The sequence below is a fragment of the Achromobacter colocynthidis genome, from assembly GCF_057334535.1.
Map to the genome: position 1 here is coordinate 50598 of NZ_JBHFIZ010000022.1, position 14659 is coordinate 65256.

The window sequence follows — 14659 nt, forward strand, 5'->3', positions numbered from 1 at the left end:
TCCCGCCAGCCGATTCTGGAATCGCAAGACATGAGCAAGTTGAAAGACAAAGTCGCCCTGATAACGGGCGCATCGAAAGGCATTGGCGCGGGCATCGCGCGTCGGCTCGCGGCGGATGGCGCGAAGGTCATCGTCAATTACGCTTCAAGCCGAAGCGGTGCCGACAAGGTGGTGGCCGACATCGAAGCCGCTGGCGGGACGGCGGTGGGGGTGGCTGCGGATGTCACCAAGCAGGCGGACGTCGAGGCGCTGGTCGGGTCGGCCATCGAGCACTTCGGGCGGCTGGACATCGTGGTGAACAACGCGGGCATCTACCAGTTCGCCAAGATCGAAGACACCACCGAAGCCCTGTACCGACAGCAGTTCGATATCAACGTGCTGGGTACGCTGCTGGTTGCCGGCGCCGCCGCGCGGCATTTGGGCCAGGGCGGCAGCATCATCAACATCAGTTCCAACGTGACGAGCGTGCTGCCCGCCGAGAGCGCCATCTACACCGGCACCAAGGGCGCCATTGACGCCATTACCGGCGTGCTCGCGCGCGAACTCGGGCCCCGAGGCATCCGCGTCAACGCGGTCAACCCCGGCCTGATCGAAACCGAAGGTACTCATACCGCCGGGGTGATGGGTTCGGACTTCGAGGCGTGGAACGTAGGCCGGACGCCGCTGGGCCGCGTCGGAAAGGTTGAGGATATTGCGTCGATCGTCGCGTTCCTGGCGTCCGACGAGGCGGGGTGGGTGACAGGCGAGGTGATTCTGGGGGCGGGAGGGATGCGCTGAAAGGAGGGAGGCGTAGGGTCTTGATAGCGATGCACGCTGTTCTTGGTGCATTCTCCGGCGATGTGTGACAGTATTCCGTTATCATTTTTTTGGGTTTTCCACTAAAAATAAACGTTTTTTGTGGCCCGTAACGGATTTTCATCACATGCGGATCGGTTTGAAAGCCCTGGAGGCCAGGTTTGGCATTACGTCGGCGCAGCCGCTGCGTGTGACCTCGCTCGTTGGTACGGTCCGTGCGACGCGAGAGTCGCCCCAGGGAATCGAAAACCAATATCCCGCTGTATACCGGCCTGCCGACACCTTTGCCGGGCACTTTGAGTTCGGGCTGAAGTACGAGGAGATCCATCTCGAATTCTTCGCCCGGCTCTTCACGGCCAGCGGACCCCAGCCGCTAGAGGAATGGTGCCGAGCCGAGCCGTTCGGACAGTATGCGCGCCGGGCTGGCTTTTTCTACGAATGGCTCACCGGTCAGCAACTTGATGTCCCGGATCTGGCCGGCGGAGCCTACGTTGATGCCATCTCCAATGATGCCTACGTCACGCGCACCAAAGCCGCTCGCGATCGTCGTTGGCGGATCAACAACAACCTGCCGGGCACGCCAGCTTTTTGCCCCATCATTCGTCGCTCTCAGGTCCTGACTCAAGCGTTGCAGTTCAACCCGCTTGAGGCGCTCACGGAATTGGATAGGCAGTTTGGCGAAGACGTGCTCAGACGCGCTGTCGTCTGGCTTAAGCTCAAGGAATCGCGGGCGAGTTTCCAGATTGAGCACGAGGCCGACCAAACAGATCGGGTGAAGCGGTTTGCCCACGTCATGGGCGAACACTGCGGCAAGCTGGACGAGCCGCTAGGTATCGACAGCTTGATCGTGCTGCAAAAGGACATTCTCGGCGCTGCGGCATTGCGGCTGGGTGTGCGCCAATCGCCGGTCTTCGTCGGCCAGGCCACCATGCGCGAGGACATCGTCCACTATATCGGCCCGCATTTCTCGGTGCTGGATGAGATGCTGACAGGGCTGCAAGCCTTCGAGCAGATGACCCGCGGACGCGAGTCGCTGGCGCGCGCGGCGGCCATCGCATTTGGGTTCGTCTACCTCCACCCGATGAGCGACGGGAACGGCCGTATTCACCGCTTCTTGATCAACGACACACTCTTGCGCGATGAGGCCATTCCGGCGGGGGTGATCCTGCCTGTTTCGGCGACCATCACCAGCGTGCGCGAGTTCGGCCATGGTTATGACCGCGTGCTGGACGTGTTCTCGAGCCCATTCATGCGGCGGTACGACTCTGCCTATCGTTTCGGCAAGATGGTCGAATACGAAGACGGCGTCAGGTCAAACTTTGTGTTCGATGCTTACGACGACGCCAACTCGGCTTGGCGCTACCCGGACCTTACCGAGCACGCGATCTACACCGCTCAGCTTGTGGCTCACACCATCCACCACGAAATGGCGGACGAGGCGCGTGTGCTGGTGCGGTTCGAGCTTGCACAGCAGCGCATCAAGGACGTACTGGAAATGCCGGACGCGGACGCTGTGCGCATAATCCGGTCGGTCAAGGAATACGGGTGGCGCATCTCGGGAAAACTCGTGAAGGAGTATCCGATACTCGACGACAAGATACGCGCCTTGCGCGTTATCGAGGCCGTGCAGTCCGCGTTCGAGGATCGGGACCCGTCACCCATCGTCGAATGACCCGCGATTAAACATCGCAGATCAGGATGGCATGAACGATGCCGGCCTGGCCAACCACTCAAAGCTCATCGTATTTCTTGCTGCTACCCCGGGCGCGGTCGGCGGGGTACTTCTGTGCGTTCAGCGGAATCTTCGCCTGCGCGGCTTTCACGGGGTCGATGCCGAGCACGTTGCTGAGTTGGATGAGGTAAAGGAGCACATCCGCGATCTCGCTGCCCACCGCTTCGAGTTTCTCTGGGGAAAGCGCGCGGCTTTGTTCTTCCGTCAGCCACTGGAAGTGTTCGAGCAGTTCGCCCGCTTCCACGATCAGCGCGGACGCCAGGTTCTTGGGCGAGTGGAACTGCTCCCAATTGCGGGCCTGGGCAAATTCGCGTTGTTGCTGGCTAAGGTCTTGAAGGGTATCGGTCATGGTGTCGACAGGGGTGAGGTGGGCAACTGGATGCGGTATTTATCGGCCATTTTCGCGCATCTCCGTACCTCCGAATTCAGCGAACAGTCGCGCCTTGGCAGTCGGCGCGCCTCCCCTTACACCTCCCCTTACAAATCAAGCACAATCCTGCTTCCCTTGGCGCTGGACACACAAATCAACATCGTCTTCTGCGCGGCCTTTTCCGCGTTGCTGAGATATTGGTCGGCGTGTTAGGCTTCGCCTTCCAGAATGCGGGTCTCGCAGGTGCCACATACGCCTTCGCGGCACAGGCATTCCACCGGCACGGTGCTGTCGCGTTCGATGGCGTTCAGGATGGACTCGCCGGCGGCCACCTCCACTGTCTTGCCGGACTTCGCCAGCACCACGGTGAAAGCGCCGCCCATTGGCTTGGGCGCGGCGAACTGTTCGACGTGCACGCGCGCCGGTTCAACGCCGACGGCTTGCGCGGCACCGCGCACGGCATCGATCAGTGGACCGGGACCGCAGACGTAGGCGTGCGCGCCGGGTTCCATGCCGCCCAGCAGGCCCGTCAGGTCCAGCCGCTGGCCCTTGCTGTCGATATGGAAGTGGACGTGATCCCCGCAAAGCCCGGCCAGCTCATCCCGAAAGGCGCCGTGTTCGTCAGCGCGGAAGGCGTAGTGCAGTTCATACGAAGCGCCACGCTGGTGCAGGTCATGCAACTGCGAGATGAATGGGGTGATGCCGATGCCGCCCGCGATCAGAACGTGGTGACGGGCGGTCTTGTCCAGGGCGAACAAGTTGTTCGGGTAGGTGATGCTGAGTGTGTCGCCTTCGGCCACCTTGTCATGCAGGAAGGCAGACCCACCCTTGGACGGCGTTTCGCGACGCACGCCAATCTGGTAGCTACCCAGCGCGTGGGGTGAGCTCATCAGCGAGTAGGCATTGTTGTACTGACGGCTACCGTCGCGCAGTTGCACGATGATGTGACTGCCCCCCGAGAAGGGTGGCAACGCGCCACCGTCCAGGGCTTCCAGGGTGTAGCGCTTGATCAGCGGGGTTACGTGCTCGATGCGCGTAACCCGTACGAGCAGGGTCGGATGGGTGGCCATGTTCAGGCGGGGGCGCGGTGGAGCGCCGACGCGGGGGTATCGGCAGACAAGGCGCCCTCGTATTCGGTCGCCAGCTTGCGGTGAAAATGTACGATGCCGTGTTCGCTGATGCCGCTGCGCTGGCGATCAACCATGATGCGGCCTTGGCCGCGATAGCCCCTGGACTTCAGCCCCTTCTGCACGCTTTCCACCAGGCGCAGGTCTTCGGGGCGGAACACGTCGCGGTACCACTCAACCAGCGTCTGCTGCTCGTCGGTGAGTTCCTTGTTCAGAAAGTAAATCTCGTAGTGCTGCAACGTGACGCCCGCGCTAGCGGGGAATTCGTAGATGACGGTCATGAAGTCGGCGCCCGGTGGCACGTTGAACATGGTGCATGGCCACGCCCAGAATCCGGCAAAGCTGGGGTCTTTTACCGACGGGTCCACCCTGAAGGATTTCTCCGACGACTTCGCCAGGCCGAATTGCAACGACCAGTTGTCGTGCATTGTGTGCTGGTATTTGTCTACCTGGACGGAGCCCGCGAAGCTGGGGTGCACGGGGCCGCAGTGGTAGCACTCCAGGTAGTTGTCGACGATGGACTTCCAGTTGGCGGGCGTGTTGGTGACGAAGCGCGCGGCCAGGTGCAAGTCATCCACCACCGGGCAGGCGGCGCGCAGGCGGGCAGCAAGGCCGGGGAGTTGATCTTCGACGGAGCCGGCCTTGGGGTTCATGTTGATGAAGACGAAGCCGGCGGCTTCCTCAACCCGTACGGGCACCAGGCTGGCCTTGTCGCGGTCGAAGTTGGGCACGTTGTCGCAGTTGCGGGCCAGGGCCAGCTCGCCATCCAGCTTGAAGGTCCAGGCGTGATACGGACAGGTGATGACATTCTTGGCGCGGCCGCTGCCTTGCATCAGTTGATGGCCCCGGTGCGGGCAGACGTTGTAGAACGCCCGCAGGATGCCGTCGCGGTCGCGCAGCACGATGATGCTTTCGCCGATGATCTCGCGCGTGACGTAGTCGTTGGGCGCGGCCAGTTCACTGCGGTGGGCCACGCAGATCCAGGCGTTGGCGAAGACCTTTTCCTTTTCGTAGTCGAACACGGCGTCCTTCGTGTAGTACGAGGCGGGCAAGGTCCAGGCGTTTTCTTCGTCGGCGCAGAAGTTGGCGGGCAGTTGGGTGATGGGGTTCATGATGATCTCCAGGGAACAAAAGCCGCTTGGGCGGGCGTTTCGATCAGGTGGGCGGGGGTGTCGCCGTAGTCCTGTATCAGCCAGCGGAACAGGCCAAACAGCTTGATGGCGAGGATGAACAGGAACGGGATGGCGGTCAGCACCACGGCTGTCTTCATCGTTTCCAGCGACGCCTTGGTGAACAACATCGCAAGCGGCACCAGCGTCAGCGCTATGCACCAGAAGACGCGGCTGGTGGGGGTGGGGTCTTCGCCTTCGGACAAGTTGCGGGTGGTGGTGGCCGCCACGGCGTAGGCAACGGCATCCACGTGGGCCGCCAGGAAGACGATCATGATTGCCAGGTACAGGGCCAGGAACAGCCAGCCGGCCGGCAGCGAGCTCAACAACATTTCCACCGCCGTTTCGCCACCGTGTTCCTTCAGGATGCGCGGCACGTCGATGGCGCCCGACAGGAACTGGTGCATGGAGTAGCTTTCCAGCGCCCCGAAGAAGAACCAGCATCCGGCGCTGCCGCCCAGCAAGAGCGCGTAGATCACTTCCTTGATCTTGCGGCCCTTGGACACGCGGGCCACAAACATCGCCACGCCCGGTGAATACGACACCCACCACAGCCAATAGAACACCGTCCAGCCTCGGTTGAAGGCGCCGTCGCCGGCCGGGTCGGTGAAGAGGCTCATGCGCACGTAGTTCTGCAGCATCAGGCCCAGGCCGTTCACGATGTTGTTGCCGGAAAACTGGGTTGGCCCCACCAGCAACACAGCGGCGGCCAGCAGCAACGCGCCCCAACAGACCAGATGGCTCAAGCGCTTCATGCCGCTGGCGATGCCGATATAGGCGCTGGCCGAGAACAGCGCCGACACGCCGACGATCACGATGACTTGCATGCTGAAGGTGTCGGGCGTGCCCAGCAGGCTGGAGAGGCCGCGCGTAAAGGTGGATGCGGTCAGTGCGATGGACACCGTTAGCGCGCCGAACATGGTCAGCAGGAAGATCAAGTCGGCCGCTCGGCCGACCGGACCCGTTGCGCGAAACCCCGTGATGGCCTGGATGATGGACGCCAGGTTCAAGCCCGTGTTCTTGCGCACATGAAAGTGATAGGCCATGGCAAGCGAGGGCAGGGCGTACACCGCCCAGGCGCTCAGGCCCCAGTGGAAGAAGGAATAGCTGATGCTGTATTCCAGCGCCTCGCGCGAGCCGGCGGGCACGTTAAGGCCCGGCGACTGGTAGTAATAGGCCCATTCCATCACGCCCCAGTACAGCGTTGACGACCCCATGCCGGCGCAGATGAACATGAAGATCCACGACAGCGTGGAATATTCAGGCTTGCCTTCGCCCAAGCGCACGTTGCCGTATTTGCTGAACGCCAGCCCGATGCAGGCGATGACACAGCCGAAGACGAAAATCTGGATAAGGGATCCGAACGAGCGCGTGGTCCAGTCAAACAGCACGGTGGCGGTGGCGGCCGCTTCGGCGGGCCACAGAACCATGGCGATGACGGTAAGCAGCACGGCGGTAAGCGTGCAAAGGGTCAGGAACCCGTCGCGGCGTGGCGCGGATGTTTTCACGTTGTCTCCTCCGATGCGTCGTTGCGCACGGGTTCTTGTCGTATGTAAACCGAGGGTTTACATGAACTATTACTTAACAAGTAAACGACCGAACTTTAGGGAGAACGTTGTCCACGCACAAGCATCGCGCCGAAAGCGGCGCGTTTGTAACGACTAGTGTTTGTCACACTCCGCGATGGCGTCGGGGGCATGAAGGAAGGCGGCTTGCGTTTCGCCTGACTTTGCGCTGGCGGGCAGCCCCCGCGACGCTGCACCACCAGATTGCTGACGAAGATCTGCACCACTTCATCGTTCTGATTCAACGTGGTCGTGCGCGCTTTCACCAAGCCTTGCTGGGGCCGGGTCTTGGACGGCCGCACTTCAAGCACTTCGCTTTCAATCCGCAATTCGTCGTCCGGTCGCACGGGAAGCGGCCAGCGGATTTCATCGACGCCGGCGCCGATGATGCCGCCCGCGGGTTTGAATTCGCTGGCGACCAACAACTGCATCGTCAGCGCGGCGGTGTGCCAGCCGCTGGCGGCCAGGCCTTTGAATAGCGTGGCGCTGGCGGCCTCTTCGTCCACGTGAAAGGGTTGCGGGTCGAATTCGGATGCAAAGGCCTTGATGCGCTCGCGGGTGACGCGCACGCGGGCGGTGCCGATAAAGCGTTGTCCGGGGCTCAGGTCTTCCAGGTAGTGCAGGGGCATGGGGTTTGGCTCCATCCAATGGGCAATGAATTCAGGGCAACGAATTCAGGGCAATGAATTCAGGGCAACGAATTCAGGGCAATGAATTCAGGGCAACGAATTCAGGGCAACGGAAACGTCAAGCGGCGGCTTTCGGCGTCAGGGACGCAATCAATTCACTGCGGCAGGCCTCCAGGATTTCGTCGGCCAGCGGGGAATCATCGGGGCAGGCGCGCGACAGTGCCACCGCTCCAATCACGTGGGCAAGCAAGTCGATGCGTTTGGCGCGGGCGCGTTTTGGGTCCGCGTCCTGCGGCGCGGCGTCGTCCCGGCCCAGCACGGCCAGCATGTCTTCGATGCCCGCCGCAAAGGTGGCCTTGACGTCGTCTGATTGGCGCGCGGCGTCGCCGCACAGGGCGGCCATGGTGCAACCGGCGCTGCGCCCGTCGCGGTGCGCGCGTGATACGTAGACGCTGATGAACTTGGCCAAGTCCATGTCGCCCGTCATGGCCAGGGATTGCGACAGCCCCGACGCGGCGGTCTCCGCCATCAGGTCGGCCTTGGACCGGAAGTGTTTGTAGAAGCCGCCGTGGGTGAAACCGGCGGCCGCCATCAATTCGGCCACACCCACGCCGTCGTAGCCGTGCTCTCGGAACAGGGCCGATGCGGTCTCGACGATATGCGCCCGGTTGGCCTGCGCCTGCGCCTTGGTGACTCTCATTTGCTGTCCCTCATTCGTTGTTTCTCACTTCGCGGCCCACATCGCGTGCCTCGTTGATCAATGCAGTGCCCAGGACGTGAATATACATTGATGTCGATCATCATCAAAGTGCTTGACGATTTAGATGTTGATCATCATCATTAACGCCGTTAGCGCATCCAGCGCCAGCGCAACAGGCCAAGCACGCACTTTCGGCCTTGGCGCTCAACCCTCTTCGATGGACCTGACCATGACCGACAACGCTTTGTTCCAGCCCTACCAACTGGGATCCCTGACGCTTTCCAACCGCATCGTGATGGCGCCGCTGACGCGTAACCGCGCCGAGGCGGGCTTCGTACCCAGCCGGTTTGCCGCCACGTACTACAGCCAGCGCGCCTCCGCGGGCTTGTTGATTGCCGAGGCAACGCAGATTTCGCGGCAGGGGCAGGGCTACCAGGACACGCCGGGGATCTACACGCCCGCACAGGTCGAGGGATGGCGCCAGGTGACGCAAGCCGTGCACGCCAAGGGCGGCAAGATCTTTCTGCAGTTGTGGCATGTGGGCCGCGTGTCGCACGTGGACTTGCAAGAGAACGGAGCCGCGCCCGTGGCGCCGTCCGCCATCCAAGCCGAGACCAAGACGTTTGTGAACAATGGCTTTGTACCGGTGTCGACGCCGCGCGCGCTGGCGTTGGAGGAACTGCCCGGCATCGTCAACGATTTTCGGCGGGCGGCGGCCAACGCCATCGCGGCGGGCTTTGACGGTGTGGAAGTTCACGGCGCCAACGGCTATCTGCTTGAACAGTTCGCCAAGGACGGCGCCAACCACCGCGACGATGCTTACGGCGGCTCGGTGCAGAACCGTGCCCGGCTGTTGCTTGAAGTCGTCCAGGCGGTGGCCGCAGAGGTTGGCGCTGACCGCACAGGCGTGCGGATTTCGCCGGTATCGCCCGCCAATGGCATCTCGTGCAGCGACCCGCAGGCGCAGTACGACTACATTGCCGACCAACTGAATGCGGTGGGCGTGGTCTATCTGCATGTGGTGGAAGGCGCCACGGGCGGCCCGCGCGACGTGGCGCCGTTTGACTACGGTTCGCTGCGTCGGCGCTTCACGAACACCTATATCGCGAACAACGGCTATGGCCTGGACCTGGCTGCTACCCAGCTTGCCCAGGGCCATGCCGACCTGTTCGCATTCGGGCGTCCGTTCATCGCCAACCCGGACCTGGTCCAGCGCCTGAAGACGGACGCGCCGCTGGCGCAGTTGGACCCGGCCACGCTGTACGGCGGCGGCGCGGAAGGCTACATCGACTATCCGGCGTTGGCTGACGTGCGCTGACCCGCGCTGAGCCGCATTGACTCCTCTTGACCCGCTGCGCATCGCGGCGGGGTCCATTCCCACTTACAAAGAGAGCTGCAAGATGAATTCCTCCACAGTGTTGATTACCGGCGCGTCCTCCGGCATTGGCGCAACCTATGCCGAACGCTTTGCGCGGCGCGGCCATGATCTGGTGCTGGTGGCGCGCGACCAAACCCGGCTTGACACCCTGGCCGCGCGCTTGCGGCAAGACCATGGCGTTGCGGTCGACGTGCTGGTGGCAGACCTGACGCGCGAAGACGACATCCAGCAAGTCGAGGCACGGCTGCGCGATGATGGCCGCATCCAGATTCTGATCAACAACGCGGGCGCGGCGCAGACGGGCAACTTTGTTGCGCAGACGCCGAGCGCGGTCGCACAACTGGTGGCGCTGAACACCACCGCGCCCACGCGGCTGGCCAGCGCGGTGGTGCCGCGTCTGGTGCAATCCGGCACGGGCGCTATCGTCAACGTGGGGTCGGTGGTTGGCTTCATGCCGCAGTTCGGCATGGCGGTCTACGGCGCAACCAAGGCCTATATGTTGTTCCTGTCGCAGGCCTTGCACGAAGAGCTGTCGCCCGCCGGCGTCTATGTGCAGGCTGTGCTGCCCGCCGCCACGCGCACCGAGATCTGGCAACGCGCGGGCATCGATATCAACGCGCTGCCGGAAGTGATGGATGTGGGCGAATTGGTGGACGCCGCGCTAGTTGGCTTTGACCGGCGCGAAACGGTGACGATCCCGCCGCTGCATGAGGCGTCGCGCTGGGAGGCCTTGGACGGCGCGCGGCAGGCGCTTCTGGGCGACATCAAGATGGCCAGCGCGGCGGCACGCTATCGCATCGCTTGATGGGCGAACTGCCGCCTACTGAAGCATCGGCGCCGCGACCCCGATCGCACCCGTGTTGATCAGCCGCTGCAGATACTGCGTGCCTTCGCGCAGCGCCTCAGCGGGGGTTTCCCACGGCGTGTGCGGGCAAGGCATGCACCAGTCGACCAGAATGTCGGTGCATCGCACCACCTGCACCAGCGAAATGAAGCCGGCCGGCAGCGACCCAGGCTTGTCTAGCGCGCGCAACGGAATGGCGCGCACGCTAAGAATGTAGCCGCGATACTGCGTGATGACGGAATGCTCCATAAGGCCTCCCCACAAGACCTTCACATGATGTTCACAAGACCCGGACGCGATTACCGCAAGGCTTTCGTGACCGCTGAAACGTCAATGCGCCCGGCGGGCGCCGGGCGCAGGGTTGCACTCGCAAATCACGATACGGTGACCGAGATTTTTCGCGGCTGTGCTTCGCGCAGGCGCGGGATCTGCAAGGTCAGCACGCCGTGCTTCAAGTTGGCGGTGATGTTGTCCTTGTCCAGGTCATGGCCCAGCGTGAAGCTGCGGCGGAACAGCGGTTCGCGCAGCTCGTTGTGCACCAGCCGCACCTCAGCCGGCACCTGCACCGCGGCTTCGCCTTCGATCAGCAGTTCGTTCGACTGCACCTTGATCGATAGCCTGTCCTTGGACACGCCCGGCAGGTCCGCCAAGAGCGTGATGCCGGTGGCGTTCTCGTAGATGTCCACGGCGGGCAGGGTGGCGGGGCGGTTGCTGTCGTTCGCGACCTTGGCCAAGGACTCCGAGCCGCGCGTGGCGGTCAGTTGGTTCCGTTCTTCCATGATGGTCCTCCTGTGTCGTCAACGTGCGTTCATTGGATGGAGATCAGGCGCGGCTTGGCCGATTCGCGCTTGCCGATCGAGATGCAAAGGCAGCCGTCGGTGTAGCGCGCCTGGATGTTTTCCGGGTCGGCGTCGCTGGGCAGTTCCACCACGCGGCTGAAGCGGCCACGCGCGCGTTCGCGGGCATACAGGGTGGTTTGCCCGGCAGGTTCCTCTTCGCGCCGTTCGCCGGAAATGGTCAGCAGGCCTTTTTCCATGGTGACCTCAAGCGCTTCCGGATCCACGCCGGGCACGAAGGCCACAACTTCAATGGAATCGGCGCAGGCGCCCACGTTCACGGGCGGAAAATCCCCGCGCGCGGTGGAGCGCAGGTTGGAAGGCGCGGTCGAGCCTCGCAGGATTTTGTCCAGCTGTTGCAGGGTGTCCAGGGCGGAACTGATGCCGCTATCGAAAAATGGATACGTTGCCATGTTCGTCTCCCGATAAGGTCTGGTTCAGACGGGCGTAGGGCTCAGCGGCATGGCTTATATAAGCTGCGCGGCCCCGCCATAGCGCAAATGTGGCATCGGGTTTGCAGGTTTCAAGAGACGGGTTTGATTGATTTCTTCAATCAAGCCGGCAGAAAAAATTGCGTATTTTTAGCGGTTGAGCGCCATTTCAAGAAGCGATAAATTCGTCAGGCATGTTTGTTCGATGGGCATACCCCCACGCGAAATCCGCTTTTCGATAACGGAGATCTCATGGACATCTTCACGACTATCCGCACGCATATCGCCGCGCTGGGCCTGCCGCTATACGCGGTCAGCGCCAGCGCGGTGCAAAAGTCCGACACGCCTATTTTGTTGACGCTGCACTGGCACGGCTTCAAGCCAGACAGGACGGCGATTGCGCAGCCGCTGCGGTCGGTGGCGGCGTCGGCCTTGCAGCTGAACCAGCGCTGGAATGACGTGGCTGAAATCGACGATGCCGTGTTGGAAGCCGGATGGCGTTTGGGCGCTTGGGACGTGGAGCGCGTGGCGCATCCCGGTTGGTGCCGCCTGAATGCGCCGCTGGAAGAAGCCGTGGCCTGCCGACGGGCCTTTGCCGACTATTCCGATCTGCCCGGCGGGCAGGAACGCGTCGCGCTGGAGGCGCCCGATCTCTCGGTGCTGATGGAACTGGCTGCCAGGAAGGGATATCTGCGCTGGATGTTCCGGCCGCGTAAGTACGGCATCTGGAATCAGACGGACGCGGATGACGCCACGGTGGACGACGAGGGGGGGCGTTCGCAGCCGTGTCCGGTGCATGCCGTGCCGGCCGCCAAGCTGCAAAAGCGCGTGACGTTCCGGCTGGGAAAGGCGGTCGGCATCTGGGTCTCTGGTGAGCCACTTCGGTGATGCAATTTGATGCAATTTGCGGGTCTTGAAGCCGCGCGGGTCTGCCCATAAATCCTGATGCGCGCCCGCGAGGCGCAGTGTTTGGTGATCTGTATTGTTCAGGAGATTGAGTCATGAAGATCCGTCCCCTCTATGACCGGGTAATCGTCAAGCGCATCGAACAGGAACGCAAGACCGCATCCGGCATCGTGATTCCCGATTCCGCGGCAGAAAAGCCCGAGCAGGGCGAAGTCGTGGCGGTCGGTAGCGGCAAGGTCGGTCGCGACGGCGCCGTGCAGCCACTGCAACTGAAGGTGGGTGACCACGTCCTCTTCGGCAAGTACGCCGGGCAAACCGTGAAAGTCGACGGCCAGGAGCTGTTGGTGATGCGGGAAGACGATGTGCTGGCGGTGCTGGAACCCGCCCGCGACACGTTGAAGAAAGCGGCTTGACGCCGCTGCCCGAGCCGGTATCAGGAGTCTTCCAAAGACATAGACATATCAGGAGCCTTAGAAATGAGTGCCAAGGACATTCAATTTCACGACAACGCGCGCGCCCGCGTGGTGAAGGGCGTCAACATTCTGGCCGACGCCGTCAAGGTCACGCTGGGACCCAAGGGCCGTAATGTGCTGCTGGAACGCAGCTTCGGCGCGCCGACGATCACGAAGGACGGCGTGTCGGTCGCCAAGGAAATCGAACTGAAGGACAAGTTCGAAAACATGGGTGCCCAGATCGTCAAGCAGGTAGCGTCGAAGACGGCCGACGTGGCGGGCGATGGCACCACCACCGCCACCGTGCTGGCGCAGGCCATCGTGCAAGAGGGCATGAAGTACGTGGCCTCGGGCATGAACCCCATGGACCTGAAGCGCGGCGTGGACCAGGCCGTGCAGGCCGTGGTGGAAAATCTGAAAACGCTTTCCAAGCCCATCTCGACCAGCAAGGAAATTGCGCAGGTCGCGTCCTTGTCGGCCAATTCCGACGAGACCATCGGCCAGATCATCGCCAAGGCCATGGACAAGGTTGGCCGCGAAGGCGTCATCACGGTGGAAGACGGCAAGTCCTTGGACAACGAGCTGGATGTGGTCGAAGGCATGCAGTTTGACCGCGGCTACCTTAGCCCGTATTTCGTGACCGACCCCGAGAAGCAGGTGGCGCAGCTGGACGAGCCGCTGGTGCTGCTGCATGACAAAAAGATCTCGAACATCCGCGATCTGTTGCCGGTGCTGGAAATTGCTGCCAAGGCGGGCAAGCCGTTGATGATCGTGGCCGAGGATGTGGACGGTGAAGCGCTGGCCACCTTGGTCGTGAACTCGATTCGTGGCGTGCTCAAGGTGGTGGCGGTAAAGGCCCCCGGCTTTGGCGACCGCCGCCGCGCGATGCTGGAAGATATCGCCATCCTGACGGGCGCGACCGTGATCTCGGACGAGACCGGCATGCAGTTGGAAAAGACCACGCTCGAACAGCTGGGCGGCGCGCAGCGCGTGGAAGTGCGCAAGGAGGCGTCCGTCATTATCGGCGGTGCGGGCAAGCAGGCGGATATCGAAGCGCGCGTAGCAGTCCTGCGTAAGCAGGTGGACGAAGCTACCAGCGACTACGACCGCGAAAAGCTGCAGGAACGCGTGGCGAAACTGGCCGGCGGGGTTGCCGTGATCAAGGTGGGCGCCGCCACCGAGGTCGAGATGAAAGAGAAGAAGGACCGCGTGGACGACGCGCTGCACGCCACGCGTGCCGCCGTGGAAGAGGGCATTGTGCCCGGGGGCGGCGTGGCGTTGTTGCGGGCGCGCACGGCAATCCACGGCCTGAAAGGCGCCAACGCCGATCAGGACGCAGGCATCCGCATCGTGTTGCGCGCGCTGGAGGCGCCGTTGCGCGCCATCGTCACCAACGCGGGCGACGAGCCCTCGGTGATTGTGGCGAAGGTGCTGGAAGGCAAGGGCAACCATGGCTACGATGCGGCCACCGGCAACTACGGCGACCTGGTGGAACTGGGCGTGATCGACCCCACCAAGGTGACGCGCACCGCGTTGCAGAACGCGGCGTCCATCGCCGGCCTTATCCTCACCACGGACGCCACCGTGGCGCAACTGCCAGAGGAGTCCAAGGCGCCGGCCGCGCCCACGCCTGAAATGTCGTTCTAAGGGGCCGCTGGGGCTGCTCGCCCCGGTTCAGGGTGAAAAAAGGGCGCCAGGCGGCAAGGTAATGCTTGCCGTCTGGCG

15 protein-coding genes and 1 pseudogene are annotated in these 14659 nt (G+C 62.7%); 7 read left to right on the plus strand and 9 right to left on the minus strand.

Annotated elements, in window-relative coordinates; genetic code table 11:
- Window positions 1-30: 30 nt before the first annotated feature.
- Window positions 31-777 carry an SDR family NAD(P)-dependent oxidoreductase gene (locus ACE04A_RS07165; protein WP_485819987.1) on the plus strand — a complete coding sequence of 249 codons (747 nt, stop codon included), beginning with the start codon at window positions 31-33 and terminating at the stop codon, window positions 775-777.
- Window positions 778-922: 145 nt separating this feature from the next.
- Entirely contained in the window at window positions 923-2467 is a 1545-nt protein-coding gene (locus tag ACE04A_RS07170) for a Fic family protein (protein WP_448716259.1), read from the plus strand.
- 58 nt (window positions 2468-2525) lie between these two features.
- Here the strand turns inward: ACE04A_RS07170 and ACE04A_RS07175 are convergent, their stop codons facing one another.
- The 6 genes and pseudogenes from ACE04A_RS07175 to ACE04A_RS07200 all read right to left on the minus strand — a co-directional run bounded on the left by ACE04A_RS07175 (window position 2526) and on the right by ACE04A_RS07200 (window position 8087).
- Window positions 2526-2876: a nucleotide pyrophosphohydrolase gene (locus tag ACE04A_RS07175; protein WP_259246670.1), complete on the minus strand. Its 351-nt coding sequence runs from the start codon at window positions 2874-2876 to the stop codon at window positions 2526-2528.
- Between the two features lie 230 nt (window positions 2877-3106).
- On the minus strand, window positions 3107-3967 hold the full coding sequence (locus ACE04A_RS07180) for a PDR/VanB family oxidoreductase (protein WP_485819988.1): 861 nt from the start codon (window positions 3965-3967) through the stop codon (window positions 3107-3109).
- Between the two features lie 2 nt (window positions 3968-3969).
- A complete protein-coding gene (locus ACE04A_RS07185) occupies window positions 3970-5136 on the minus strand; it encodes an aromatic ring-hydroxylating oxygenase subunit alpha (protein ID WP_485819989.1) in 1167 nt (388 codons plus the stop codon).
- Window positions 5133-6701 carry a BCCT family transporter gene (locus tag ACE04A_RS07190; RefSeq protein ID WP_448716254.1) on the minus strand — a complete coding sequence of 523 codons (1569 nt, stop codon included), beginning with the start codon at window positions 6699-6701 and terminating at the stop codon, window positions 5133-5135. The genes ACE04A_RS07185 and ACE04A_RS07190 overlap by 4 nt, the downstream gene beginning before the upstream one ends.
- A 236-nt stretch (window positions 6702-6937) precedes the next feature.
- Window positions 6938-7387 (minus strand): annotated as a pseudogene (locus ACE04A_RS07195) (MaoC family dehydratase); the annotation flags it as partial.
- A 118-nt stretch (window positions 7388-7505) separates the two neighbouring features.
- Window positions 7506-8087, minus strand: a complete 582-nt coding sequence (locus ACE04A_RS07200; protein WP_259246677.1) for a TetR family transcriptional regulator — start codon at window positions 8085-8087, stop codon at window positions 7506-7508.
- Between the two features lie 229 nt (window positions 8088-8316).
- Between ACE04A_RS07200 and ACE04A_RS07205 the strand changes: the two genes are divergently transcribed.
- Together ACE04A_RS07205 and ACE04A_RS07210 are read left to right on the plus strand one after the other, a co-directional pair.
- Complete coding sequence (locus tag ACE04A_RS07205; RefSeq protein ID WP_448716253.1) at window positions 8317-9405, plus strand: alkene reductase; 1089 nt, start codon at window positions 8317-8319, stop codon at window positions 9403-9405.
- An 82-nt stretch (window positions 9406-9487) separates the two neighbouring features.
- Window positions 9488-10270: an SDR family NAD(P)-dependent oxidoreductase gene (locus tag ACE04A_RS07210; protein ID WP_448716252.1), complete on the plus strand. Its 783-nt coding sequence runs from the start codon at window positions 9488-9490 to the stop codon at window positions 10268-10270.
- A 15-nt stretch (window positions 10271-10285) separates the two neighbouring features.
- Here the strand turns inward: ACE04A_RS07210 and ACE04A_RS07215 are convergent, their stop codons facing one another.
- From ACE04A_RS07215 to ACE04A_RS07225, 3 genes are all read right to left on the minus strand, one after another.
- Window positions 10286-10558, minus strand: coding sequence for a hypothetical protein (locus ACE04A_RS07215; protein ID WP_448716250.1), 273 nt, complete (start codon window positions 10556-10558; stop codon window positions 10286-10288).
- Between the two features lie 125 nt (window positions 10559-10683).
- Entirely contained in the window at window positions 10684-11088 is a 405-nt protein-coding gene (locus ACE04A_RS07220; protein ID WP_279994125.1) for an Hsp20/alpha crystallin family protein, read from the minus strand.
- Between the two features lie 29 nt (window positions 11089-11117).
- Window positions 11118-11558, minus strand: a complete 441-nt coding sequence (locus ACE04A_RS07225) for an Hsp20/alpha crystallin family protein (protein ID WP_438857562.1) — start codon at window positions 11556-11558, stop codon at window positions 11118-11120.
- A 270-nt stretch (window positions 11559-11828) separates the two neighbouring features.
- Here ACE04A_RS07225 and ACE04A_RS07230 point away from each other — a divergent pair, with 270 nt between their 5' ends.
- From ACE04A_RS07230 to groL, 3 genes are all read left to right on the plus strand, one after another.
- Window positions 11829-12464 carry a diguanylate cyclase gene (locus ACE04A_RS07230; protein ID WP_448716249.1) on the plus strand — a complete coding sequence of 212 codons (636 nt, stop codon included), beginning with the start codon at window positions 11829-11831 and terminating at the stop codon, window positions 12462-12464.
- Window positions 12465-12577: 113 nt separating this feature from the next.
- Window positions 12578-12895 (plus strand): co-chaperone GroES, encoded by a 318-nt coding sequence (groES, locus tag ACE04A_RS07235; protein ID WP_050446697.1) that lies wholly within the window; start codon window positions 12578-12580, stop codon window positions 12893-12895.
- A 63-nt stretch (window positions 12896-12958) separates the two neighbouring features.
- Window positions 12959-14581, plus strand: coding sequence for a chaperonin GroEL (groL, locus tag ACE04A_RS07240; RefSeq protein ID WP_448716247.1), 1623 nt, complete (start codon window positions 12959-12961; stop codon window positions 14579-14581).
- The last annotated feature ends 78 nt before the right edge of the window (window positions 14582-14659 follow it).